Here is a 24,326-nt window from a genome sequence, read left to right as displayed (position 1 = left end):
GAGCTTATCCTTTCAGCTTGAAGGTGCGGGCGATGACATCGCCCCAGGGGCGGGTCGTGGCGCCGCGCCCGGGTTGCGGGTGATGGGGGCTGATCTCGGGCTCGGCCTCGGCCCGCGCCTCGAGCAGCCTTGCGCGCACGGTATCGAGGCCCGCATCCTCCTCGAGGAACCGCCCGGCCATCTGCGGCTGGCCCGCCAGGCGGCAGAGATCGATCACGGCGCGGGCATGCGCGATAGCCTCGGCGCGGATGGCCGCGGGGTCCGGGCCCGTGGAGAGGCCGGACACGGTGCCGTCCGGATTGTCCGTCTCGGGCGGCTGCGCGGGATCGGGAGCAGGCGCGACATCGTTGGCGCTTTCAACGATGTCGATGCCCGCCGCCGCGCCCTCGGGCTCCTCCACAGTCTCGACTGCCTCGATCAGCGCCGGCGGCGCATTCCGGAAGCAACCGATGTCGAAGCTCGCGGCGATGCGCACAGGCTCGGCCATGCGCGTGGCCAGCCCCGCCGCCAGCGCCTCGGCCCCATCGAACCAGGTCTCGGCGGCCATCAGCGCGGCGATCTCTTCCTCGGGCCTGCCGGAGCGGGCCGCGTAACCGCGCATCATGCCGGCGGCGATCTTGTCGAGCGTGCCGGCCATCTCGCGCATGTCTTCAGCCGTGCCCACCACCAGACCGGAAGGATCGTGGATCATCAGGAAGGCGTTTTCGGGGATGACGATCTCGTCGCCCGCCATGGCGACATAGGAAGCGGCCGAAGCCGCGATGCCATCGATCCAGACGGTGACGCTGCCCGCGTGACGCGTGAGCGCGTTGTGGATCGCCACCGCGTCGAAGACCGAGCCGCCGGGGCTGTTCAGCCGCAGATCGATGGGGGCGTCCTCGGGCAGCGCGCCGAGTTCGGCGAGAAATCCCTTGGCCGAGACGCCATAGGCGCCGATTTCGTCATAGATTTGCACTTCCGCCCCGGAGGCCCGGGCGCGGATCGTGTACCAGCTCTTCATCATCTCACTCCTGCTGTGTGTCGGACCCGGGGTCCGGCCGGGTGGCGGGCGTGGCCCGCGCGCCTTGGGTCTCGCCGGGGCTGGTGCGGTAGTGCAGCCCCAGATCAGCGGCGCGTTTGGCGTCCACCGCATTCTCGCGATCGACTTCCTCGACGTCATAGCCCGTGCCCTCGACCACCTTGCGCCGCGAGGTGATGCCCGCTTCCATGGCGAGGATTTGCGCCTGGATGTCCTTCAGTGGATCGACCCAATCCCAGCGCGGCGGGATCCATTGCACTGCGCGCGCGCCAACCGGATCGGAGAGGTCCAGCCGACCGGACAGTTGCGCCATGTCCAGCCAGCGCGCCCAGATGGGCCGGCAAAGCTGATGTGCGATCACCCCGTGCTGAAGTTGCTGCACGCGACGGCGGAATTCGACCAGTTCCGCGCGCAAGCTGGAATAGTTCGCCTGCCGCACATCGCCGGTCACCAAGTGATAGGGCAGCCCCAGCGAGGCCGAGACGGCCAATAGCGTCCGGTACTGGAACGCCTCATAGCCGCCACCGACATCAGCAGGGCTCGAGAACTTCACATCCTCGCCCGGCAGCAGCACCTGCATGGTGCCGGGTTCAAGGCTCGCGATGGCAGCGCCGTCGAGGTCCGCCTCGGCCTCGCCCAGCATCGGGTCCTCGGGCGCGGTCTTGGTGATGAAGCCCGCGAACATCGCCGCGGTCTTCTTGCGGTCGAGTTCCGCATCATCATACTGGTCGAGCAGAAAGAGCCGCACCATGGCTGGCGCCACATGCGGCAGGCCGCGGATCTGGCCGGCGTCGAGCGGGCGGTAGATGTGCAGCACGTCCTCGGCGGGCACGCGCACGGTCTCGGGCACGGCCACGCGGCGATCCGTGCTGTCACCGGGATGGCTGCGGCGGAAATGATAGGCTGCGCGCCGCCCGATCTGGTCGAATTCGATCCCGCAACGGATGCGGTTGCCATTGGCCGCGGTCTCGGTCTTCTCGAAGGGCAGCATTTCCGATTGCAGAAGCTGCAACTGGAACGGGACCAGCAGCCCGTCCTCAGCGCGCCGTGGCCGCAGGCGCACGAAGCACTCGCCGGCGACGAACATCTCGCGCGCCACCATCGCCTGCAGGCCATAGAAGTCGGTCAGCCCGTCCGCGTCCGCCTCGTCGGTCCAGGCGAGCCAGAGCCGCTGCACACGATCCCGCACGGCCGCATCCTCGATCAGCGACGAGGGCTTGATCCCGTCGCCCACGAGGTTCGCGGCGAAGGCTTCGCAGGCATTCGCCGCGTAGCCGTTGGTGACGACCAATTCGCGCGCCCGTGCCAGCAGCCGCGGGCCGCCCGAGGCGACCAGCGCGTTGATATTCTCCAGCGGTGGGTTCCATCCCCGCAGTCGGCGGCGCGCCATAGCGCCCTCGAGCCGCGCGCGCATGCTCGATGGGCCGCCGGTCGCCCGGCGGCGGAACAGGTCCATCAGCCCCATGGATCAGAGCCCCTTGCTGGTCGTCACGCGGACCTGCCGCACGATCCGCCGCCCCTCGGCCGCCGCGATCTCGCGATCCAGCGCCTCGATGGCCCGGTCGATCTCGGCCAAGCTGCGATACTCCACCGTCTTGCCGTCATAGCTTACACGCGCGACGCCCGAGGAGCGCTGCGCCAGGAGCGCCTCGCGGCGGGATTTCAGCTCGGCGATTGTGGCCATGCAGCGTGCCTTCTATGCTCGGGGTCGCTTGATCGCCCGGAGGAGCAATGTCCGAACCTGTCGCCCGACTGCTGATCGAACTCGAAGACATCACCCCGCGCATTTGGCGGCGCGTCGATGTGCCGACCAGCATCACGCTCGCGACATTGCACGAAGTCATTCAGGCGGTGATGCGCTGGGAATACGCGCATCTCTACGAGTTTCGTGTGGGCGAGCGGATCTATGGCGAGCCTCTCCCCGGCATGGAGAGCCCGTCGCGCCGGGTCTACAAGGCCAACGGCATCCGGCTGAACAAGCTGATCGACCACGGCGTGGACCGCTTCCTCTATGTCTACGATTTCGGTGACGACTGGCGGCACCGCGTGATCATCGAAGGTGTCCGCGACAGCGATGCCGATACGGATTATCCTGTCTTTGTCGAGGGGGCGCGCCGGGCACCGCCCGAGGATGTTGGAGGGCTCCCCGGTTTCGAGGGGTTTCTGGAAGCCATTGGCAACAATCGCCACCCGCAACACGCGGAGCTACTGGAATGGGCCGGCGGGGCTTTCGATTCCGAGGATATCGAGCGACGCGAGATCGAACTCGACCTCGCCATGCTGGCCGAGTTCCGGCGCCGGGTCCGGGCCGGGCATCGCAGCCGAGCGATGAAGAAGACCAGTTGATCACCCCATGTAGCTCGACCGCACCCTGCGCCGCCGCGCAGTGGTGCGCGACGGTTCTGCGGCGGGCGCCTCCTTTGTAGTTGCGGCGGTTTCCACTGCCAGTTGCCGCTCCAGCTCCGCCCACCGTGCTTCCGGCCAGCGATCCGCGCCCGCGATCCAGGCTGCAGCGCGGGCATAGACCCGGCAATCCAGCGCCTCGTTGCGTTCGCGCAGCTTCTGCCATTCGAGCCGCGCGAAGCCGCGCCGGTTGCGTACCGTCACCAGTTGCTCGGCCGTCAGCTGACGGATCCACTCGCTGTCGGCCCAGAGAGGCAGATGCATAGTGCCGGGCGGGAACGCCGCGCCATCATGCAGGTCTTCCGCTGTCGGCCGCGTCAGCCGCAGAAAGCGGTAGGTCTCGGCCTTGAAGGTCGATACCGCCACCGTCCAGAGCCGCGCGCCCCGGCGCAGCCGCTTGCCGCCCGCCGTGGCGTCCACATAGGTCGGCCCCGACACTGGACTCGCCCGGTTGAAGCCCTCGAGCCCCTTGACCGGCGCGACCTGCGCGAAGCCGACCGAGCGCGCCCAGCCATAGACCGCCGCCGTCTCGTAGCCCGTGTCGATGGCGAGCCGCGCCAGCGTCATCGGCTGGCCGGAAGCATGGTCCCATGTCCGCCCCAGAAGATCTGTCAGCGCGTCCCACGCCTCTGGCCGCGCCGGCCCGCCCTCGATCACCAGATGATCGACGAGCCAGCTTTCCAGGCCGCGACCCCAGGCCCAGACATCGACCTCGATGCGGTCCTTCTGCACGTCCACGCCAGCGGTCAGGAACAGCCCGCCTGCGGGGACCGTGCCAGCGGGCCAGTCCTCCCGCCGCTCGGCGATGCGCTGCCAGTCCGGCGCATCGCCGGTCTCGATCCAGGTCTCGCCGAGCACCGTGTTGCGGAACACCCGTTCGGCCTCGTCCGAGCCCACCGCCGTCTCCTTGTCCCGCGCGATGTCTGCCCAGCTCTTCCACCCCGGCGGCGAATAGAGCGCCGAGAGATGAAACCCCACCGTGCGCGCATCGCGGGCCTCGGCGGTCGCCCGCCATTCGCCCGCGGCCAACATCGCCGGCTTGTGGTGTTCCTCGATCGGTGTCTCGCAGGCATCGCAATGGTACGCCGCCGTCTCCGGTTTACCCTTCTCCCAGCGCAGCCGCTCGAAACGCAGCCATTGCGCATGGCCGCAATGCGGACACGGCACGAAGAAGCGGCGCTGGTCGCTCGCCTCGTATTCACGCTCGATCCGGCTGACGCCACGGATCGTGGGCGTCGAGACGAGCAACACCTTGCGCCGATGCGCGAAGGTCAGCGAGCGCGCCTCGGCGAGCCCGACCGGATCGCCTTCCTCATCGGCCGAGGCCGGGTATGCGTCGACCTCGTCGAGGAACACGTAGCGCGCCGGCATCGAGCGCAGGCCCACCGCCGAATTGGCGCCCGTCATCACCAGCACGCCGCCGGGGAAATCCTTCGACAGCTGCGTGTTGCCGCTGTCGCGCGCCCGCGCCGGGCGCACGCGCTCCTTCAGCGCCGGGCTCTCCTCGATCAGCGGATCGATCCGCTGGCGCGAGTTGCGCTTCGCGAGCTCCACTGTCGGCTGGACCGCGAGCATCGGCCCCGGCGCGTGGTGTATAACGAAGCCGATCCAGTTGTTGCCGGCCTCCGTGGCGCCGACCTGCGCGGCCTTCATGAACACCACGCGCTGCGTTGGATCGCCCGGCGAGAGCGCGTCCATGATCGCGCGCATGTAGGGCGTGCGCTCGGTCCGGTAGCGGCCGGGCTCGGCGCTCGCGCGCGAACTCAGCCAGCGATGCGTGTCCGACCATTCCGAGACGGTCAGCCAGGGATCGGGCGTGAGCCCACGATCCCAGGCCCGCAGCAGCGCCTCGGCGCCGTCGAACGCCGTGATGGTTTCGCCTACCGCTTCGCTGCTTGAGGCGTTGCCGTCAGAGGGCAATCCGGGGCTGGGCGAGTTCCTCGAGATGGGCGCGGACATGGGCCTCCAGAACCTTCTGCATGGCCGCCGTTTCCGTTTCCAACTCCGCCGCCATCAGCGCAGCCACCCGCGCCGGCCAGTTGACCCATGCGTCGCGTTCCTCGCGCGCGAGCCGGAAGACCAGCGACGTGGCGCGGTCGCGGTCGACAAGTTCGCCCTTCAGCTTCGCGAGCCGGATGCGCCGCTCCTGCGCCTTCAGCACCTCATGCGCCGTCTTGGCCTGCAGGAAGGTCGTGCCGCCGCCCGCGACCGGCGCGGCCATGCCTTGTTCCTTGAGCGTATCGCCGACGGCGGAGACCGCTGCCTCCGGCACGGGCTTCAGCTTCTGCCCTTTCGGCGCAGCCGCCTTCCTCGTCTTCGACGGATCGGTCGCCTCCGCCCGCAGCCGGTCGGAGGCCGCGGCGTCGATGCTGCCATCGGCGTGCAGGACGAGCCGGCCAGCGGACTTCGCCTTCTGGATCGCGCCCCGCGACAGCCCCACATGGGCGGCGTACTGGCGCTCGCTCACGCCCTGCATGGCCAGCCCCGATTATCATTCAAAACCATGTGCTTATACAGTTGATAAGCCTCGCCGGCAGAGCGAACGTGTCTCCAGAAGGACGATGCAACGCACCCGAGGAACCTGCCATGCCCCGCCGCAAGACCGACCCCGCCGCCGCCCGCGACGCGCTGATCCTGGAGATCGCGCAGCGCCGCTTCTTCCTCGAAACCCTCGAGACCCGAAACTCCGACCGGCTCGACTTCCACGATGTCGCCGTCTGGGCCATCCGCGACGCGCTCGCGGAAGCCTATGAGGCCGGGCGCCGCGCAGGCGTCGCCGAAACCCAGCTCTGAAAGGACACGCACATGACCGCCATCACCACCATCCGCATCGATCACGCCGCGCTGCCGGACCCGCTGAACCTCAAGGGCCCGGACGCTGCCGCCCGCATGATCGAGGCCGCGCTGCGCGACGAGGGGATCACGGCCGAGGCCTCGGACGTCATCTCGCACATCAAGATCGAGCTGCCGACCACCCAGCTTGCCGCTGCCAGCACCATGCTGGCCAGCCTGCAGCTGATCTGAACGGGATCAGCCAGAGTGCAATCATATCGCTCTGAATTGCCTACACTTTCGGGCGCCGCAGAGCGATTCTGATTGCACAAGAACGATGCAACTCACCACGGAGCAGACACCATGACCCGCCGCGCCACCGACAACTCCAAAGCCCTCGACGCCTTTCTCGCCGCCAAGTTCGAAATCGACGCGATGCTGGAGCGGCTCACCGCACTCAGCGCCGACCACTTCGACACTCATCCCGACGAGATCGACTGGGGCGACGTCGGCACCCTGAACCATTACCGCGCCAAGCTGCGCGAGATCGCTGACTGCGCCTTCGGCGAGGGCGAGCACGCCCGCTGACATTCGGCACCACCGGAACTCCTGCCGCGCCCAGCGCGGCTCGGGGTCGTAGGAAGGCTGCGACGGTCGCGGCCCCGAACACGGAGACGACCCCATGACCCAGATCCAGCTGTCCGACGCGCAAGCCGTCATCCTCGCCGCCGCCTGCGCGCGCGCGGACGGGATGGTGTTTCCCGTCACCGCCAACCTCAAGGGCGGCGCCGTCGGCAACGTCTGCAAGAGCCTGCTGAAGCGCGGGCTCATCGAGGAGGTTGCCGCCACCGATCTCAACACGGTCTGGCGGCACGACGAGGCTCGCGGGCCGATCACCCTGCGCGCCACGCCGCTGGCCTACAGCACCCTCGGGATCACCGATGATCCGGAGGAGGAAACGAACAGCCAGCACGAAACCGAAGCCGCGCCGGAGCCCGCCCGCCGCCGCAGCGGCACCAAGCAAGAGGCGGTGATCGCAATGCTCCGCGCCGAGAGTGGTGCCACCATCGACGAGATCATGGCCGCCACGAACTGGGCCGGACATACCACGAGAGGCTTCCTCTCCGGCGCGCTGAAGAGAAAGCTGGGTCTGACGATCACCTCCGAGAAGGTTGACGGGAGGGGCCGTGTCTACGCCATAAGCGACTGACACCGCGCAGCACGACGACTTCAATTCCGCCGCCCTTGCTCGGGCGGCGGGCTCTCATTCCGCGCTCCGCATCCGGATCGCCTCGAACAGCCGCCGCAGCAGATAGCCGCGCGCCAACGAGACGCCGACGAAGGCGAGGCCAATTGCCATGTGCTCGGCGAGCCCCGTCTCGATCCCGAACCACGGGAACACGACGATCTGTGTCGCGATCGCCAGAACGTAGCCGACGACAACATTCGTCGCGGCCTCGACCATGGACATGATCCGGCTCTGCCTCATCGCAGGCTCTCCAGAAACGCAGTCACGAACTCCGCCGCGAGCGGCGGCACGATCGCATTGCCGTAGCCCCGCAGGAGCCCCATTCGGCCGGGTATCCCATCAGCCAGCGGGAATGATCCGGGCTCAACGGGCCGCCAGCGGCCGTCCCGGCAGAAGAGCCAGTCAGGATCGCTCCAGACGCCGCGCGTCGGGCTGGTCCCGGCAGGGTCGGCGGCGGGTCCGTCCAGGTCACCAGCGCCACCGTCCGGCGGCTCGCATCGGTGTTGCCGGCCGCGTTGTATCTCTCCGTTGCGGGCGAGCCCGCCATCGCCGTCGGCCAGCCCGCCAGCCAGACCTGCCGGCCCAGCAGCGCGTTGATCGGCACCGCCCGGCATTCCGAGCCGTCCTTGTGATCCCGCGCCGAGGCCGTGGCCCAGCCCGCCTGCGCCTCGCTCCAGGGCGACGGCGCCGAAGAACAGCCTCTGCCGGATGTGCGGCGCACCGATGCACGCAGCCGGCAGATCGGCCGCCGCGACGGCGTAAGATGCAGCTTCCAGCGCATCCGCCAGAGCGTCGAACCACGCCCAGCCAGCCGTACCCGCAGCCGCTGTGCGAGCCCGGCCGCCAAACGGGCCGAGCACTGCCGCGCTGGCGACCTGCTCTCCGAAGACGAGTTCCGGGCGGCACGCTGCAATGAGCCGCAGGAAGGCGGGCGCGAGATGGCGGTCATCGTCCTGTCCCTTGCGCTGCCCGGCCTGGCTGAAGGGCTGGCAGGGCGGCGAGCCGGTCCAAACGGACATGTCCGTGCCCACGCCCGCGAGGCGCAGCGCATAGGGCCAGCCGCCGATCCCGGCGAAGAAATGACATTGCGCGAAGCCGCGCAGGTCGGCGGGCTCCACCTCGAGGATGGACCGCCCGTCCACCTCGCCCGCAGGCAGCAGCCCGGCCGCGATCAGTTCCCGCAGCCAGCCGCAGGCCGCGGGATCGGCATCGTTGTAGTAGACGGCCATCAGGCTGCGGCGTTAGCTGCATCGCCCAGCCGCTCGACCTTCACCTCGGCGAAGGTCCGGCCGTCCCCGTCGAGGATCGCATCGCGCCCTGTTTCCGCCTGCCAGCGCTCCACGGCGACATCGACATAGGCCGGGCTGATTTCCATCGCGAAGACGCGCCGGCCGTTGGCCTCGCCCGCCATGATCTGCGAGCCCGAACCGCAAAACGGCTCGTAGCAGAGGCCGCCGCGCGCCACATGCTGGCGCATCGGGATACCGAAGGCGTCGAGCGGTTTCGGCGTAGGATGATCCGGCCGCTCGTCCTTCGCGAAGGACGGCATCTGCCACGTCGAGGGCAGCGTCTGCTCGGCCACCTTCGGCGGGCGGTTGGGGCGACGCCAGCCCATGAAGCAGGGCTCGTGTTTCCAGAGGTAATGCGACCGGGTCAGCACGCCGCGGTCCTTCACCCAGATGATCTGCTGATGGACGAAGGCGCCGGCCTTCTCCCAGCAGGCTTCGAGCATCGCCTGACGGCGCGACGCGTGCCAGCAGTACCAGGCGGCGTCCTCGGTGATGGCCTCGGCGACGGCGGCGGCGATGAAGCCGTCATAGAGTTCGGCGCCCTGCGAGCTGTCATCCCAGGTGACGCCATAGGACTGAGACCAATCCTTGTTCCGCGTCGGGTGGTTCGAGCCGTCGTAGTCCACGAGGTACGGCGGATCGGTCGCGAACAGCACCGCCCGCTCGCCGTTCATCAGGCGGCGCACGTCGTCATGCGATGTCGAGTCACCGCACAGCAGTCGGTGATCGCCGAGGATCCAGAGATCGCCCGTGCGCGAGGCCGGATTACGTGGCGGTTCGGGGATGGTCACCGGCGGCACTGAGCCCCCGGCGCCACCTTCTTCTTCACTGCCCTCGTCCGGATCGAAAGCTAGCAGCTTGTCCAACTCGCCGTCGGAAAACCCGACCAGCGACAGGTCGTAGTCGTCTGCCAGCAGGTCCTGCAACTCGGCCGAGAGCAGCGCCTCATCCCAGCTGCCGAGTTCCGTCAGCTTGTTGTCCGCGATGCGATAGGCCCGGCGCTGCGCCTCGGTCAGGTGGCCCAGCACGATCACCGGCACCTCGGTCAGTCCCAGCTGGGTTGCGGCCAGCACGCGCCCGTGGCCCGCGATCAGCTCGCCGTCCTCGGCCACGAGGCAGGGCACGGTCCAGCCGAACTCGGCCATGCTCGCGGCGATCTTCGCGACCTGGTCGGGCCCGTGCAGTTTCGCGTTCTTCGCGTAGGGCTGGAGCCTGGCCAGGGGCCACTGCTCGATCTGCTCCGGTGCGAAGGCGAGGGTCATCGGCGAGAGGCTTTCGTCTTGATGGTGGATACCGGCTGGACTCCGGACACCGGATGCCGCGCTGGACTCCACGCAGGGTCCAGGCGCGTCCGGGGTGTCCGGCCCGAAGGCCAGCGTTCATTGGGGTTGGCGCGGGGCTCGCGTGTGTCCGGCTTCCGGCTGGCTTCCCAGAAATCCGGCCCTGTCGCTGGCGAAATTGCGCGCCAAGCCCGCCAGCATACGATCTCGCCAGGAAGGAACCGCGAACTCGGCGGCAGGGGCTGTCAGGCGGCGTCGCGCAGGCCACAAGGAAAGGATCAGAGCCTTTCCTTTGTTAACGGCCGCGCCAACGAAAGGATGGTTTTGCTCGGGACCGCGCCGCGCGCGCCTCTCCCGAGGTTACCTGATTTGTAGCCCGGGAGAGCCGTTTTTGTCTCAGCGAAAAATGTCCGCCGCACATCTTCCCCACTGGCACGCAGCATTACGCGCCACCGGCCAGTTCGATCACGCGCCGCTTCGAGAGCTTGCGATTGAACCGCCGCCGGTTGAGATGCAGGGAGATGACACAAAGCCCGTAGAGCCAGTGCTGATGGGCGGCCGAGCGCGCAAGCCCGACGGTCCAGCAGATGGTCTTCCACCGTTCGCCATAGGCTTTCATCCAGACGATCTTGCCGTCGGTGGGGTCGAGGCAGGCGGTCCAGGTCAGCGTCTCCTCCATGCGGCTGATCGCCTGCGGCGAGGGCAGCACGCGCATGGGCCTTGGCTCCTGCCCGACCTTGTCGCCGAAGCTGTGAATGACCTCCGGCCAGGTGCTGAAATACCCCCGGCGCCGGGGTTCAGGCAGGCGCTTGAGCACATAGGCGGCCTCGGCGAGCCGGGCCTCCACCAGCGAGGGCGTCCACTTATCCATGCCTGCCTCCCTGCCCCGCGGCCGGACTGCCATAGAGCTTCTCGCCGAGTTGCCGGACCAGTTCCCTTTCGGGCCAGGTCAGGCGTTCGTCATCGAGTGCGACGGCCAACACGCGCTGTTCGTGCCAGCCCTCGCGCTTGACCTGTTCGGGATCGCGGCGCTGGCCGCCATAGCCCTTGGGATGCCACCTCATTGCAGCCCCCCGCCGGTCTCGATCGCCCAAAGCAGGATCGCGATAGCATCGGCCTCGTTGTCATCGGCGGGGCTGAAGCCGCGCGCCCGGGCGGCCGCCATCATGGCGTCCTTGTTCGCATTGCCCTTGCCGGTAGCGTGGCGCTTGATGGTGCCGACCGGCACGCCCTGATAGGGCACGCCGCGCAGCTCGGCCCAAGAGGTGAGCGTGGCCATGAGCCCGCCATAGACATGTGCCGCGTCGGTTGCGGCGTGTCGGCGGACCTCCTCGAACCAGATGCTCGCGATCGGCCCGCTCAGCCGGTCGAACTCGGTGAGCCAGTTGGTGAAGCGCAGGAAGCGCATCCCGCCCCCGTCGAAGCGCCCGGGGCGGAAGCTGGCCGTGCCGCTGAGGATCAGCCCGTCCGCGTCGCGGAGCGCCCATCCGGTGGTGGTGCCCAGATCGAGGGCCAGGATGGGGCGGCCCGGTGCCGAGCCGGTGCCCCTGACCGGACAGGCATGGGTGATGGGTTCTGCAGCAGTTGAAAGGTTCATGGCGAACATCTCCCGTGTGGTGGATGGAAAGGCAGGGACAGCACCACGCGCGCGCGACGCCCCCGGGGGTGGGAGTGGAGAACCCGCCTTGCGGCGTTCTCCCCACCCCCGAAGGGGGTGGCTTTCACCCCCACAACTTGAAACGGGCCGTAAGAGCCTGCGAAACATGAGAAATTCCAAGTTGGGAACGCGTCGCGCGGGCGATGCTTTCCCAACTTGAATCTGCGCGTCCGGAAGGGCGCCATCGCAGCGGTGCGCAGGTAGTTGGGAAAACCCTTCCCAACTTGAATCCGCGTGATCCGTCGAAGCCCGGCGCGGGCCTGCGCAACCAGTTGGGAAGGATTTTCCCAACTCTCCCAACTTGAACCTGCGCGGTTGTGCGTAGGGCCGATGCATCATGCTTCGCCCTCCGGGTAGACCCAGACGGTGGGGTTCTCGACTGGCAGCGGGGCACCGCTCTGCGGGCATTTGTAGGTGCTGGGCAGGACCGGGATGCCGCCGGGGTGGATCTCGCCGGTCTCTGGGTCGACAAGCTCGCTGTCGGCCGGGAACACCATGCCCTCGACGCAGAGATAGCCGAACTTGGAGGTGGAGCGCGGCAGGCCGAACGGGCGGCCGTCGCGGACGAACTTGATATCGCCTTTCGTGGCGAGCACGCTGATGCGGTCGCGGATCGTGTCCTTGCCGCCGAGGCCTGCCTTGTTCTCGTAGCTCTCGGCGAATTGCAGCGCGGTGTAGAGCTTGCCGCGCCCGGCCTCGTCCAGCAGAAGCTGCAGGATCACATCGCGCTTGCGCATGCGCTCGGCATCGAGCTTCTCGCCGAAATCGCGCCGTACGATGCGTTCGCCGGAAGGGTCGAGCTCCACCCAGCACCCGGCGCGCTTGTCGATCAGCTTCGAGGGCAGCGCCGGCCCGTTGCGCAACTCGATCTCGAGGCGCCGCTCGGGGCGCTCCTCATCCGGGCGATGCAGGATCAGGCCGGAAGTGTAGAAACCCCGCAGCGCGCTGGCGCCGGAGAGAGCGAGAAAGGGATCCTCCCGCAACTGCGTCTTGCCGAGCTTGCGCGTGTGGTGGGCCAAGATCACGCCGCATTCGGGGTTGACCGCTTCGCGCAGCGGCTCGATGCGCTCCTGAAGGAAGAACATCATCGCGGCGTTGTCGTTCTCGCCGCCGCCGTCCGGCCCGCCATCGAAGAGATTGCGGATCGGGTCGATGCAGAGAATGTCGACCGGCGGGTCGCCAAAGGCGCCGCACACCGCCTCGATGACATTCGGCAGACCGTTGCTGTCCAGCAGGAGCTTGAGCTTGGGCGTGGCCACGAACCCGTCACGCGCCGCTGCCAGCAGATGCGGCTCAAGCCCGAGAGCCTGCAGTCGCTCGCGCAGGTAGTGATACTGGATCTCTGCCTGCAGGTAGAACACGCGCAGGGGGCGCGGCGGCATGAAGCCGAGAAACGGCACGCCCGCGGCCATGTGCACGAGCCAGGAGATCAGAAAGTCGCTCTTGCCGACCTTGGGCGCCCCGCCCAGCACCAGCAGCCCGCCCGGCGTCAGGACGCGCGGGGCGATGATGTCGTCGGGCATGGGGCTTGTGTCGTCAAGCAGCGCGCCCAGCGTGAAGGCCTCGACCCTTGGTGCCTGCCGCACCTCCTGCGCCGGGCCATTGCGCGCGACATGCAGGGCCCAGAGGCGCTCGGTCTCGCGCTGGAGCCGGTCGAGCGGCCAGCTCGGGCGCAGCATGGCGGCGTTGTAGCCGCAGATCGCCTCCCAGCCCTCGGGCCCTGACAGACGACCCTCATGCACCAGCCGCAGGTAGTGGCCGATGGCCGCGCTGGCGCCCTGAAATCGGGTCCAGTCATCCTCACCGGCCGCGCGGACGGGGTTGGTGAGGACCGCATCGATGGATGGCTTGTCGGCGGAAGGGGATGTGGGCAGCGCGATGCCGTCGAGCGGCGGCATCTCCGCCACGGCCTCGGCGAACTCGGCCAGATCGACCTCGTGATCGGCCTGCTCGGCGATCCGGACGATCCGCTGGAAGCCCCCCTTGTGATAGACGCTGCCCGCCACACGGATCGGCTGATGCGCCGAGCGGAAATGCGTATCGCCGCCGACCTTGGCGGCAATCTCGCCGCGCAGCCGGCAGACCTCGGACACATCCGCGCCTTCGACCGGCTCGTTGAGCCGCCACCAGACATGCAGCTTGTCGCGCCCCTCGGGCGTGCGCCCGCCGCTTTCAACGACTAGCGTGGGGCGACCCAGATAATGGCGCAGATGCGCGAGCTTGGCGGTGATGTCGCCGGTATCGAGGTCGACGACGACGGTCTGCATCTGCTGCACATCGGCCGCGCGCGCTTCGCCCTGTGCGGCGACGGTGCCGGGGATCACATAGACGGCCGCGCCCTCCCGCCAGGCCCAGTTCGCAAAGGTCGCCATCTTCTCAGGCGCCGTGGCGTCCGCCGGGATCCAGATGTTGTGCGGGCGTCCGTCGAAGCCCTGCCCCTTGTCCACAAAGCCGCGCACCGGGATGAGGCCTTCGCAGTAGCCGAAGACCACATCGAGAAACGCCGCGATCTGCGCGGGGTCGGGTTCGACCCCGAACGCGTCCGGTGTGGGCGCGGCGTCGTTGAAATCCCGCCACGGGTTGAAATGGATGATCGTGTCGTCGCTCATGCCGGCAGGCTCCAGCAGCGCTCGGACCAAGGGCAGAACCGGCACTCGAAGAAGTCCGGGCTGCGGGCGATGCGCGGCAGCAACTCGCCCGCATCGCTCGCCCGCAGGATCCGCACGCCGCGATCCGACATGCGCTGCGCAAGATCGGCGTCGAAGGGCACCAGCTCGTGGTGCAGCTCGGCCGTGTCCTTGTTGATCGCCGTGAAGAGCGCCGGACTGGCCGAGATTCCGGGGACCGTCCCTTCCATGTACGCCTGATACAGCGCGATCTGTGCGGCATAGACCGGCTTGGCGACACTCACGCCCCTGGCGACCGTATCGCGCCAGTTCTTCGCGTTCATGGTCTTGCATTCCCACAGCGCCGGGATGCGCAGCCCCAGCGCCGCGGGGGCATCGGCGATGATCCCGTCGACATGACCGCGGATGCGCCCGCCCGCGACTTTGAACCCGAACTGCGCCCCATCGGGGCGATTGCCCTTGCGGGTGTAGAGATCGAGCCCCGCCGCCCGCAGCCAGCGGATGGCAAGATCCTCGAGCTGATGCCCGATGGCGAAGATGCGCAGCATCTGGCCGGTGAAATCCCGGCCCTCGTCCCTGGGCGCGCCCACGAATTCGAACTGCAACGCGCGTTCGCAGGGGTGGCCCAGCCGCGAGCCGCCAAGGTAGTCGCGTGGGGGCGTTGCCGCGCGCTCGGCCTCGAGAGCGGCATCCACGGCCGCGTTGATGCGCTCGGCGATGCCGGGGCGGCTGTTATAGTCCAGCATGCTGACCCTCTTCGTAACTGCGGTGAGCGAGCCCGTGGCAGGTCGAACAAAGCCATTCGACATTGAGCGGCTCGGAATAGTCGTGGTGATGGGCTTCCAGATCGGTCACGCAGCCGCAGCGCTGGCACCAGACCGGCACGATGATCCGGCACGCCTTGACGGCGCTCCTGACGATGCTGTGCGCCTTGTGCTTTTCAGCGTGGCGCAGCCGATAACGGCGCTGCGCTTCCCGATGCCTTTCGGGATCGCGGAAGTTCTGCGCATAGGCACGCTGGTATTCCCGGCGGCAATCCCGGCACCAGGACTGTCGCCCATCAGGGCTGAGCCGTCGGCGGCCGAACTCGCAGACGTCCTTTTCGACGCCGCACTTCGTGCAGAGCTTGGTCAAAACGGCACCTCCGGCTCGTTGGCTCGCGCCTGGTCGGCCATGGCCTCGCGGAAGCCCTCCACGGCCTCCTCGATCAGTGCGCGCACCTGCGCCTCGGTCAGATCGGCAAGCGGGGTGGCCCAGCCGATCTCGTCCATCAGCAGCGCCACGCGTTTCATCGTCGCGGTGACTGCGGCGCGCTCTTCCTCGGTGAGATCAACCATGCCGACACACCTGCGCGCCGAGCGCGTCCAGTAGCCCTGGCAGGCCATCGAGCAGAACCAGACCGAGGATCGGGGCCGCCTCAAAGGCACCGGATCGCGCCAGCCAAATCCACGCGGGAGTTGCCCACATACAGCACAGAGCGTGCCACGCGGATGCCAGAGCCGATGCCGGTCCGCGGCGGAAAGTCGGGATGATGACGCCATGGCTCATGCCGCCCTCCCGATCGCATCGGCGGCCGTGCCCTCGGCCCCGAACACCAGCGCGCGGATCGCCGCGCGGTTGAAGCGGAAGGACAGCAGCGCCGAGGCCTGATAGCGCGTGAGCCCGAAATCCTGCCGGTACTCGGCCGGCAGCCAGGCCAGCTGCTTGTCCGTGGGCGGCTGATTCAGCCAGCGGCGGGTCTTGTGGGCGCTCTCGTCGCTCTCATGCTCGTTGAGCCAGTCATCGGCCGCCGCAAGGCAGACCGTGCGCTCGCCCACGGCGAGAAGCCGCGGCTGCTCGCGCGGCAAGCCCCCGATCCCATACCAGCGGCCATTGAGAAAGAAGACGCCGCCCCAGGCGCTGAACCCGTTCGCAATGAGCGCGCCATCGTCACCGAAGAGGTCCACCCAGCGAAAGCTGGAGCGCTTCAGCAGGTCGATCTCGGACATCACGAAGGCGCCAAGCGGCTCGGAGCCGGCATCCTCGTCGCGCTCCCAGAGATGGCCGCAGAGCGGGCATTCCATGGTGGCGATCGGCACCTCGGCACCGCAGTCGGGACATTCCTTGCTGGGCGCCTCACCGGATGCTTCGCGCCCGTCGAGGTCGACATCCTGCTCCAGCGCCCCGTGCATCAGCGTGGAGGTGCCGAAATCGAGAACGATGCAATCGGTCTTGATCAAGCCGGGATGCTCGGCCGGGTCCACGGTGCGCAGCCCCCGGCCGATCATCTGGATCATGGTCGACTTGTAGGAGCTGGGCCTCAGCAGCACGACGCAGGAGGTGGGCGGGTGATCCCAGCCCTCGGTCAGCACCGCGACATTGACCACGACCCTCAACTCGCCGGCCGCATAGGCACTTAGCGTTGCGCGCCGTTCGGCGGCACTCATGTCGCCATGGACCAGCCCGGATGGCGCCCCGGCTGCCGCAAAGGCCGCGGCGACGTTGCGCGCGTGATCGACGGTGGAGCAGAACACCACGGTCTGCCGATCACCCGCCTTCTCCTGCCAGTGGCGGATGACTGCATCCGTGACGGGCGCGCGGTTCATGATCGCGTCCACCGCGTCCATGTCGAAGTCATCGACGGTCTTGCGGACCTGCCCCAGCTGGTGCTGCACGCCGACATCGATGACGAAGGTGCGGGGCGGGACGAGATGGCCGGATGCGATCAGCTCGCCGATCTTGATCTGGTCGGCGACATTGGAGAAGACCGGGCGCAGCCCCTTGCGATCGCCCCGGTTGGGCGTGGCCGTTACGCCGTAGATCCGGCATTCCGGGTTGCGGTCGCGCGCGCGGTCGATGATCCGCCGGTAGCTTTCCGCGGCCGCGTGGTGGGCCTCGTCGATCACCAGCAAATCAAGCGTGGGCAGCGCGTCCAGATTGCCGCTGCGCGCCAGCGTGGGCACCATCGCGAAGGTAACCTGGCCATTCCAGGCTTTCTCGCGGGCGTCCACCACCGAGGTCGTGATGTTCGGGTTGACCCGTGCGAACTTGGACCGGTTCTGGCTCGTCAGCTCGTCACGATGCGCCAGCACGCAGGCCTTGGCATCGGTGCCGCCCACGGCGCGGCCTGCGACAGCAGAGAGCATGATGGTCTTGCCGGCACCGGTCGGCGCGACACCGAGCGCGTTGCCGTGGGTGTCGAGCGCAGACAGGCTGCGCTCGACGAACTGTTTCTGGCGGGGGCGAAGCAGCATGACCGATCCCCCCTCACTGCGCCCAGGACGGGCGCCCGGGGGCGCCGGTCGGGGCTTGCGGTGCGGCCGAGGGCTGCGCGGGCGCTGCGGGTGTCGGGCGCGGCGCCGCCCCCATCAGGCTCGCATAGTCCCTGTGGTCGGGCGTGACGGCGCCGCGGATCTCGTTCTTGTCGTCACCGTTGGTGTCGGACCCGATATCAATCCGGGCGACGAATTCGATGCCATCGAGATCGCCGAAGCCATTGATCCGCCGCGCCGCCTGCGCCTCGGGCGAGTTGTCCTTGTCGGAGATGCCGCGCGCGGAATTGAGGATGCCGCGCACGAGGCTGCGCCCCATATTGGCCCAGTTGGGCCCGTTCGGGCTGTAGAGCCCGATCAGGCTGAACACCTTGCGCCGGGCATAGGGCCCTTCGAGCACGGTGAACTCACCCGAGAGATAGACGGAGCCGGTGCTGCCGCGCGTGGCGTAGCCGCCGGTCCACCCCTGCGCGGGGTCGTCGAAGCCCCCGGGCCGGATGGTCAGGCGCACCTTCGCCAGCGTGCCCTTGGGGATCAGATTGGCGTTGTTCTTGGCGCCGTTGAAGTCGTTCCATGAACCGGACATTGCGATGGTCCTTTCTGGTCTGTTCAATTGTCGGATTGGGCGGGCGCGGCCTCGGGCCGCGTGAAGCGCAAGCGCTCCGATGCAGGCAGTGCCGGCTGGCGGATCTTCTCCATCAGCCGCCCGAGATGCGGCTCCTCGATCTGCGCGAGACGCCCCGATCTGTCCTTGGCCGGGTAGCCCCAGGGGTTGAGCGTCTGGCAGATGAAGGCCCGGTAGGGGTCGCCGCCCTCAGCCGCGAGCTCGGCCATCGTGATGACCTCATCCACGATTCCGGGCAGTTCGAGGCCAGTCTTGGAGCCATCGATCTGTGGCGCGAAATACCGCCGGTTGAAGTCATCGAGCTTCTCGTCGAGGATCCCCACCAGCCAGACATTCCGGGCCCGCGTGTGCTGCAGATGCGTGAGCCAGCCGATCATCTCGCGGCCGTGCAGCCCGTAGGCACCACGGACATCGGGCTTGCCGGTCTTCTCAGAGACCGCCTCGGGCTGGCCCTTGCACCATTGGAAGCACAGCCGCCCCGCCACGGTGATGGAGTCGACGAAGATGGTCTGGTAGCGCTCGAGCGCCACCGGATCGCCGAATTTGGCGCAGACCGCCTCGTAATGCGCCGGGCTGTAGGCCTGCTCGTCCCGCAGCGCGGGGTTGGGCCCGCCGATGAAGACCGCGAAGTCGCGGCATTCGGTCCAGGTGCGCGGTCGGATCGTGTCGCCCGGCCAGCCCTCGATCGCGAGGTCACCCGCCTCCAGGTCCATGAAGAGCGTGGACTGCGCATCGAGCGTCCAAAGCAATGTCGTCTTGCCGATGCCCGATTTGCCGAAGATGCAGCCCTTGATGCCGCGGGGCTCCGCGAGGCGCGCATCGGCGCTGATGATGGGAAGGGTCATGCCGGCGCCTCCCCGTCGAGGACGAGGCGGAAAGTCGGCTTGCCGGTGCGCACCGTGCGCGCGCTCTCGAACGCGCTGCGGATGGCGGGGGGCCAGGCCGTGAACTTGCGCTCGGGGACCTTCAGGCTGACATCGACATAGGCGCGCGGGTCATCGCCCTCGGCCCGGATGCGTTCGACCAACTCGGCAAGCCGGTCCTGATCCCATTCGACCCGCTTCGGAAGGTCGGAGACCACGGTGACCGCACCATCGGCAAACCGAACGGTCCCGGTGTCTTTTCCGGCCTCATGCCGCGCCTGTGCGGCCCGGTCGCCGTAGCGGAGAGCGATGGCGCCTTCGAGCCAGTCGCGCAGGCTCTTCGCCGAGCGCAAAGCCTCGTCGGCTTCGCTGTGCAGCCGAGCAAGCTCCTCCGCCGGCAGCGCCGCGATCTCGCCGACAGCCATGTGCCGGAGCGCGTCGAGCGTGATGATGTTGGGGATGTTCATGATCACCTCCCTCACGCCGCAGGCTTGGGGGTGGTGTCGGCGGTGCTGGCGCGCAGCTGCGTGCGCTCAAAGGTCTCGACGTCCTCGAGCCGGTAAACTACCCGGCCGCCGATCTTGATGAATGCGGGCCCATCGCCCGTCCAGCGCCAGCGCTCCAGCGTGCGCGGGCTGATCTTCCAGCGAGCCGCAAGCTCGACCTGGTTGAGGTGTGTGACTGACATCTTCGTCTCCTTCGCGTTTGGCCGAATGCCTGCGAAGGAGAATGGGGGAGCGCCCGGGAGGGCAGCGGGAGGAGCCAGGGAGGGGAGACGGGAGGAATGCAGCTCAAGTGGAAAAAAGACGCACCCGTGGTGCGGCGACTCAAGCCTTCGAACGCAACATGGCAATGGCTACGCGAAGGTCGTTTGGGACCGAGGTAAGCCAAACTGCTCGTGGTGGTTCAGTGCGCCAACAACTTCTCAGCATGGACCCCTGCGGTGAGAGGATGGCCATTTGCGGGCACAAGAGAAGTTGCGGACCCCGCGTTTCAGTATACCCACTAGGCCAAGACCTGCAGCTCGACCTTTTTATGTTCATTGCGCATGCTTCGCTTGAGGAACTGCACACTCTGTACGACTACGTTGTAAGGCTGCCCCAAAATCAAGAATACCGCAGGAGGGGTGTCGTCCAGTCGTTTGTCCGGTAAAGTCGAAATATCTCGTTCTCAGAAGCTGCAGTTCACCCATGCTGATCGATTACGTCGCCGAATTTCCGATCACCGGGGATCTCTTACCCCACCGGCTGCACGACCTCCTCGCGCCGATAAAAGCTGCGGATCCCGCTTTGCCGGTCGCAGTCACGACACGGCGGGAGAAATCCTCCGACGGCCCGGCCCAAGAGTTTGATCAGATGATCATGATCGCGGTGCCGGAGGAGGATCTTGCGTCCCTCGGGATCCCCAGAGCGGCGAGCGACGGCGTCGTATCTTTCTCAACTCCGGACGTGCGACACAAGGGCGGACTGAGGGCATACAACCCCTCTACCGTTGACGGTCACGATCCCATCGTCGCGTCGCTCGGGTGCGGATCGTTCTACAGCTATACACTTTCCGAGAAAGTCTGGATGGCTCTAGGGCTTTCTAGCCGTCTGGTTGGGGGCGAAGGACAGCGTATCGTCTACGATGATCTGTCCGTTCCGGTCTTCGGCGTGGCGGAAGGGGAAACGACGGCGCAACACTACTTCAAGTCTTCGCGCGACGTTTGCTGGACAATGTCGAACACCGCCCTGCGGCGTTACCTTTGGATGAGGGGCCTGCACGGCGTGCGGACGTTTTACTATAAGGCTCTGCTTCCGGATGAAGGGGGCTTGCGCACGCTCATGGGCGGAAAGGGTCATGTTGTTCTCAAGCCCGACGCCGGCTGGTACGAACTCGATATTCGGGAGTTCGATGGCGGTTTGCTTATTCAGGTTTGGGCGGCGGTCGTTGCCGTTCCGCCCGCGCTTTGCGACGAACCTACGGCCGACGGTTTGATCTGGCCGGGATGGACTAAGCCTATGACCCACGACGACGCCAACGCCTTGGTGGACCTGAGCCTCGTTCATCTCGATGACCGCTTTCTAGAGCGCTACGAACAAAATGATCGCTATGATGCCATTCCGGTGGTCGATCCGGATGGGCAGTGGCATTGTAGCCCGTCATATCTCGGCCAATGGGGCTTCAGCGGATGCGTCCGAGTTGGTCGGAACCTGATCCGCGTGCCGATGCGGGAGCTCTATAAGCCCAAGCCCGACCGTGAGATCATCCACGCGCACGCTCATGCCGTATCGCCAACACTGGTAGGCTTATCAGATCCAGCCGAAGAGCATATGCCGGCGAAGACTGCGCGGCTTGTCGCAGCTACCATGAACCTCGGCGACCTGTTCGCACAGGTCTCCCGTGAAATCGGCAAGAACCGGGCGCCGGAAGAAATCGTGAAGCTTTCCCGTACCAGGCTGCAGACCGAAGGTTTCCGGGACTATCCTGAGCTCGTGCGACTGTCGCAGGTCGCCCCGCTCGACATGACGGAGCAAGCCTTCCTGTCCCGATGCAAGCGTCTGCACGAGTTCTGGCAGCGCATCCCCAACGGTATCCTGAGGGACCTTGTGCTCGCGGGCGGGCACCGGAAAGATGCCGTGAAGAGCTTCGGCAGCCTCAAGCTGCTGCAGGCCCTAACGAACATCGCAGAGCGACTCAACGGGGAGAGCGAAAGCGTAGAGGCGTTCGGAGCAGACCCGCAGGAAGACGATCTGACATACCGGAACCCGGCATTGGCCGCGCTTTTCGTGAACAACGATCTTCGGATCGCCGACGCCCACGAGTCGGGCGGAACCCTCGTTCACCTCGAACGGCTTGGCGTCGATCCAGCCACTCTTAACGATGGCTACGGAAGAGCCTTAGACATCATCTACGACGGCGTCATCGACGTGCTCGAACATCTCGGCGAACAATTTCGGACGCTACTCGCTTGATGCAGTTAGTTAGCCAACCCCCATTGACGGAACGCCTCCGCATCATGAACGCTTATTCCGCCTCCAGCGAGCGGCGGCTCCACCCATGCGACGCACGACCTTCGGAGCGACGGGTCGAATACTCAAAGCGCAGGGTCGCGACGTTATGGCGAGGGCCAATACTTCTTGGCACATTACTTTATGTTCAATGACTTATCCAGCTTGGTACGTCACACTTCTAGCCAACAACTGGTTCCATTTTCCCTGATCACCTCGCGCCAAGTGGGATGGCCACCGAAGAGGTCCTTCAACCGCTTCACGGACGCGCCGCACTCGGCCTCCTCGAGCACGCGTGCGACAGTCAGTACCGGATCGCCGTCCAGCCACGCCTCGGCGAGCATCGCAACGGCGATCTTCTGCTTGCCTCCGGTGAACTCGTGCCATCTGCCGTGCACGATCAGCACCCCGCCATCGCCCGACACCCAGACAGGACCTTGGTGCGACGGGCCCTTCATCAGGCGGGCAGCCAGAACTTCCGGAGAGACGGCAAGGCCATCCTCATGATCGACCACGTCCGCCAGCCCGACGAGTTCATGACCTCGGATGAATCGTAATCGATGACGATCCAGCCGGTCCAGGAAGATGACCAAACGAAGGCCGTCCGGCGGACGCTGCGCTACAACTTGACGTAATTCCGCGAAAGCCGCTGGCGCTGTCAGACCGCGCGCGACCCAGATGCCGACGCGCGCCCTGCGCCTCGGCAACCGCGCCGTCCCGAAATCCAGCACCACGCCGTCGAGGTACGGCACGGGATCGTCACTAAGCGTGCAATCGAGCTGGCCGACCACCCGCCGAGCTACTGCCGCCATGTCGAGTGCATATACGCGGCGGCGTTCGCTCGCGCGCTCGTCTTGCCAAGTCGCGTTGCCGAGATGCCCATGTTGGCCGGTGACCGGGTGGACGATGACGGAGATCGGGCTGTCGTCCAGATCGTCTTCTGCGACTACGGACATCGCGCCGCCGCGCTGCACGAGCAGTCCGGCATCGATTAACACCGTGCCTGCGCCACGCATGTGCGCCAACGCCATGGCCGAGACCCGCGCATCACGGGTCCCGGCGATGGACGACAGCAGTCGGCGGGCAGCGAGATCAATCCTCGAAGAGCTGCAGGTCATCGACCAGGATCCCCCATCGCCGGAGATATTTCTCGCCGATCATTTGCTCGGTCGCAGTGCGATCCTTCAGGTTGCAGCCATGCGGCCAGGTGATCGCAAGGGTCAGTGTGCGCCGCCTGTCGCCCCCCGGGCGCTTGGCAAGTTTCACCGCAAGTTTCGCCCGTGTGATGACAAACCCGTCGCGCAAGGGCGTGCGATCCTCGAACAATTCTTCCGCCATCGACCAGATGGTGCCGTCCGCTCGGGCCATGTTCTCCAGCGTCACCCGGCGGCTGCTGTCGTCGATTGGCATGAGGCGTAGCTCGCGCACCTCGACGCCCTCGATTCCGTCCTCCGGATCGACCGGGAAGTCATAGGGCGTCAGAAGCACGGACAGATCGTAGCAGCGAAGCGGCAGGCGGTTCTCCTTGAACTCGATGCCAAGGAGGTGTGTCACCGCCGCCTTGACCATTTCGATCCGCGTCAGCTTGTCGTTGGCGATCACCTCGATACCGCCGTTTGCGGGCTCATAGGTCACCGCTGCCTCGAATACCGGCCGATAGGCCTGACGCACGAGCGCTCCGTTTTCGTCGAAGCGGAGCAGATCGTCGGGACGCCCCTCGCGGTAGATTGTCACCTGCACGAGGTCGCATTCGTCGCCCTCGTGGGTCGTCCTGACCCGGTCGAAGATGTCGACATGTGCATGGGCGGCGCCAGAAAACTCCTTGATCGCCGAGACGAAGGCATGACGGGCCGCTCCATCACGCTGAACGTCATGTCCAGGCTCGGTCATGTAGCCCGCCCACATCCGGCCGCGCCGCTGGTCCTCGGTAAAGCGAACTTCCTCGGCATGGCGGAAGTGGTCCTGCGCATTGATAAACATCCAGAGCGCCCGCGCGTGCGGGTTCGCGAGCCCGTCAAGATACGCGGGGTCCTCGGCAACACTGTAGAGCGCAGCCTGCCCCGGCTCGTCAGCAAGCCCAGTGACGCGCTCGGCATCGTTGAGGATCCGGTCGCGCTGGCGCCGCGACATGTCTTCGATGGCACCTTTGAGTGGCCCAGGCAGATGTTCCTCCGGAACCGTCCAGTCGAAATCGGTGGGGAGGCCGATTTCCGGCCGGTCGAAGTATTCGCGAAGCGCCTCGCCGGGCGTCTTGCGAAGAAGTGCAGACAGAGCAGTCACGCTGATTCTCCTTGCGCTGATT

Annotated in this window: 28 protein-coding genes; 6 read left to right on the top strand and 22 right to left on the bottom strand. The window is 66.8% G+C overall.

Going from position 1 to position 24,326, the window contains the following annotated elements:
* Positions 1 to 4: 4 nt before the first annotated feature.
* Genes HNS34_RS05480 through HNS34_RS05470 form a run of 3 tightly spaced genes read right to left on the bottom strand, consistent with a single transcriptional unit; the run spans position 5 to position 2,702 of the window.
* Entirely contained in the window at positions 5 to 1,003 is a 999-nt protein-coding gene (locus HNS34_RS05480; RefSeq protein WP_172318801.1) for a head maturation protease, ClpP-related, read from the bottom strand.
* Position 1,004: 1 nt separating this feature from the next.
* Complete coding sequence (locus tag HNS34_RS05475) at positions 1,005 to 2,483, bottom strand: phage portal protein (protein WP_235952621.1); 1,479 nt, start codon at positions 2,481 to 2,483, stop codon at positions 1,005 to 1,007.
* Between the two features lie 3 nt (positions 2,484 to 2,486).
* On the bottom strand, positions 2,487 to 2,702 hold the full coding sequence (locus HNS34_RS05470; protein WP_172318799.1) for a phage head-tail joining protein: 216 nt from the start codon (positions 2,700 to 2,702) through the stop codon (positions 2,487 to 2,489).
* A 47-nt stretch (positions 2,703 to 2,749) separates the two neighbouring features.
* Here HNS34_RS05470 and HNS34_RS05465 point away from each other — a divergent pair, with 47 nt between their 5' ends.
* Positions 2,750 to 3,364: a plasmid pRiA4b ORF-3 family protein gene (locus HNS34_RS05465; protein ID WP_172318797.1), complete on the top strand. Its 615-nt coding sequence runs from the start codon at positions 2,750 to 2,752 to the stop codon at positions 3,362 to 3,364.
* Here the strand turns inward: HNS34_RS05465 and HNS34_RS05460 are convergent, their stop codons facing one another.
* Both HNS34_RS05460 and HNS34_RS05455 read right to left on the bottom strand, forming a co-directional pair.
* Positions 3,365 to 5,380 carry a phage terminase large subunit family protein gene (locus tag HNS34_RS05460; RefSeq protein ID WP_172318795.1) on the bottom strand — a complete coding sequence of 672 codons (2,016 nt, stop codon included), beginning with the start codon at positions 5,378 to 5,380 and terminating at the stop codon, positions 3,365 to 3,367.
* Positions 5,331 to 5,897: a hypothetical protein gene (locus HNS34_RS05455; protein WP_172318793.1), complete on the bottom strand. Its 567-nt coding sequence runs from the start codon at positions 5,895 to 5,897 to the stop codon at positions 5,331 to 5,333. The genes HNS34_RS05460 and HNS34_RS05455 overlap by 50 nt, the downstream gene beginning before the upstream one ends.
* A 110-nt stretch (positions 5,898 to 6,007) precedes the next feature.
* Between HNS34_RS05455 and HNS34_RS05450 the strand changes: the two genes are divergently transcribed.
* From HNS34_RS05450 to HNS34_RS05435, 4 genes are all read left to right on the top strand, one after another.
* Positions 6,008 to 6,214, top strand: a complete 207-nt coding sequence (locus HNS34_RS05450; RefSeq protein WP_172318791.1) for a DUF6900 domain-containing protein — start codon at positions 6,008 to 6,010, stop codon at positions 6,212 to 6,214.
* A 12-nt stretch (positions 6,215 to 6,226) separates the two neighbouring features.
* A complete protein-coding gene (locus HNS34_RS05445; protein WP_114965873.1) occupies positions 6,227 to 6,445 on the top strand; it encodes a hypothetical protein in 219 nt (72 codons plus the stop codon).
* A gap of 111 nt (positions 6,446 to 6,556) precedes the next feature.
* Positions 6,557 to 6,781, top strand: coding sequence for a hypothetical protein (locus HNS34_RS05440; RefSeq protein ID WP_172318789.1), 225 nt, complete (start codon positions 6,557 to 6,559; stop codon positions 6,779 to 6,781).
* Between the two features lie 94 nt (positions 6,782 to 6,875).
* On the top strand, positions 6,876 to 7,403 hold the full coding sequence (locus tag HNS34_RS05435; protein WP_172318787.1) for a DUF3489 domain-containing protein: 528 nt from the start codon (positions 6,876 to 6,878) through the stop codon (positions 7,401 to 7,403).
* 54 nt (positions 7,404 to 7,457) lie between these two features.
* Here HNS34_RS05435 and HNS34_RS05430 read toward each other — a convergent pair whose 3' ends face one another.
* The 15 genes from HNS34_RS05430 to HNS34_RS05360 form a co-directional block, all read right to left on the bottom strand.
* Entirely contained in the window at positions 7,458 to 7,682 is a 225-nt protein-coding gene (locus tag HNS34_RS05430; protein WP_172318785.1) for a DUF7220 family protein, read from the bottom strand.
* A complete protein-coding gene (locus tag HNS34_RS05425; RefSeq protein WP_172318783.1) occupies positions 7,679 to 8,671 on the bottom strand; it encodes a DNA cytosine methyltransferase in 993 nt (330 codons plus the stop codon). The genes HNS34_RS05430 and HNS34_RS05425 overlap by 4 nt, the downstream gene beginning before the upstream one ends.
* Complete coding sequence (locus HNS34_RS05420; RefSeq protein WP_172318781.1) at positions 8,671 to 9,993, bottom strand: site-specific DNA-methyltransferase; 1,323 nt, start codon at positions 9,991 to 9,993, stop codon at positions 8,671 to 8,673. Before HNS34_RS05420 ends, HNS34_RS05425 begins: the two co-directional genes overlap by 1 nt.
* 460 nt (positions 9,994 to 10,453) lie before the next feature.
* The gene (locus tag HNS34_RS05415; protein ID WP_172318779.1) at positions 10,454 to 10,882 is read right to left on the bottom strand and encodes a DUF6362 family protein; all 429 of its coding nucleotides are present in this window, start codon (positions 10,880 to 10,882) and stop codon (positions 10,454 to 10,456) included.
* Positions 10,875 to 11,075, bottom strand: coding sequence for a hypothetical protein (locus tag HNS34_RS05410; protein ID WP_172318777.1), 201 nt, complete (start codon positions 11,073 to 11,075; stop codon positions 10,875 to 10,877). Before HNS34_RS05410 ends, HNS34_RS05415 begins: the two co-directional genes overlap by 8 nt.
* Positions 11,072 to 11,608: a hypothetical protein gene (locus HNS34_RS05405; RefSeq protein WP_172318775.1), complete on the bottom strand. Its 537-nt coding sequence runs from the start codon at positions 11,606 to 11,608 to the stop codon at positions 11,072 to 11,074. The genes HNS34_RS05410 and HNS34_RS05405 overlap by 4 nt, the downstream gene beginning before the upstream one ends.
* Positions 11,609 to 12,003: 395 nt before the next feature.
* A complete protein-coding gene (locus HNS34_RS05400) occupies positions 12,004 to 14,277 on the bottom strand; it encodes an AAA family ATPase (RefSeq protein WP_172318773.1) in 2,274 nt (757 codons plus the stop codon).
* A complete protein-coding gene (locus tag HNS34_RS05395) occupies positions 14,274 to 15,041 on the bottom strand; it encodes a hypothetical protein (RefSeq protein WP_172318771.1) in 768 nt (255 codons plus the stop codon). The genes HNS34_RS05400 and HNS34_RS05395 overlap by 4 nt, the downstream gene beginning before the upstream one ends.
* A complete protein-coding gene (locus HNS34_RS05390; RefSeq protein ID WP_172318769.1) occupies positions 15,028 to 15,429 on the bottom strand; it encodes a hypothetical protein in 402 nt (133 codons plus the stop codon). The genes HNS34_RS05395 and HNS34_RS05390 overlap by 14 nt, the downstream gene beginning before the upstream one ends.
* Positions 15,426 to 15,632: a DUF6511 domain-containing protein gene (locus HNS34_RS05385; RefSeq protein ID WP_114965863.1), complete on the bottom strand. Its 207-nt coding sequence runs from the start codon at positions 15,630 to 15,632 to the stop codon at positions 15,426 to 15,428. The genes HNS34_RS05390 and HNS34_RS05385 overlap by 4 nt, the downstream gene beginning before the upstream one ends.
* A gap of 207 nt (positions 15,633 to 15,839) precedes the next feature.
* Positions 15,840 to 17,528, bottom strand: a complete 1,689-nt coding sequence (locus HNS34_RS05380; protein ID WP_172318767.1) for a DEAD/DEAH box helicase — start codon at positions 17,526 to 17,528, stop codon at positions 15,840 to 15,842.
* Positions 17,529 to 17,541: 13 nt separating this feature from the next.
* Positions 17,542 to 18,132, bottom strand: a complete 591-nt coding sequence (locus HNS34_RS05375; protein WP_172318765.1) for a hypothetical protein — start codon at positions 18,130 to 18,132, stop codon at positions 17,542 to 17,544.
* 23 nt (positions 18,133 to 18,155) lie between these two features.
* On the bottom strand, positions 18,156 to 19,016 hold the full coding sequence (locus HNS34_RS05370) for an ATP-binding protein (protein WP_172318763.1): 861 nt from the start codon (positions 19,014 to 19,016) through the stop codon (positions 18,156 to 18,158).
* Positions 19,013 to 19,501, bottom strand: coding sequence for a hypothetical protein (locus HNS34_RS05365; RefSeq protein ID WP_172318761.1), 489 nt, complete (start codon positions 19,499 to 19,501; stop codon positions 19,013 to 19,015). The genes HNS34_RS05370 and HNS34_RS05365 overlap by 4 nt, the downstream gene beginning before the upstream one ends.
* 11 nt (positions 19,502 to 19,512) lie before the next feature.
* The gene (locus HNS34_RS05360; protein WP_172318759.1) at positions 19,513 to 19,722 is read right to left on the bottom strand and encodes a helix-turn-helix transcriptional regulator; all 210 of its coding nucleotides are present in this window, start codon (positions 19,720 to 19,722) and stop codon (positions 19,513 to 19,515) included.
* Positions 19,723 to 20,224: 502 nt separating this feature from the next.
* On the opposite strand from HNS34_RS05360, the gene HNS34_RS05355 reads away from it, so the two are divergent.
* Positions 20,225 to 21,988, top strand: a complete 1,764-nt coding sequence (locus HNS34_RS05355; RefSeq protein WP_172318757.1) for a hypothetical protein — start codon at positions 20,225 to 20,227, stop codon at positions 21,986 to 21,988.
* 209 nt (positions 21,989 to 22,197) lie between these two features.
* Here the strand turns inward: HNS34_RS05355 and HNS34_RS05350 are convergent, their stop codons facing one another.
* On the bottom strand, positions 22,198 to 23,142 hold the full coding sequence (locus tag HNS34_RS05350) for a hypothetical protein (RefSeq protein ID WP_172318755.1): 945 nt from the start codon (positions 23,140 to 23,142) through the stop codon (positions 22,198 to 22,200).
* Positions 23,117 to 24,304, bottom strand: a complete 1,188-nt coding sequence (locus tag HNS34_RS05345; RefSeq protein ID WP_172318753.1) for a hypothetical protein — start codon at positions 24,302 to 24,304, stop codon at positions 23,117 to 23,119. The genes HNS34_RS05350 and HNS34_RS05345 overlap by 26 nt, the downstream gene beginning before the upstream one ends.
* Between the last annotated feature and the right edge of the window lie 22 nt (positions 24,305 to 24,326).

The sequence above is a fragment of the Alterinioella nitratireducens genome (genome assembly GCF_013155465.1).
Taxonomy (GTDB): Bacteria; Pseudomonadota; Alphaproteobacteria; order Rhodobacterales; family Rhodobacteraceae; genus Alterinioella; species Alterinioella nitratireducens.
This window is presented reverse-complemented; position numbering and strand designations above follow the sequence as displayed.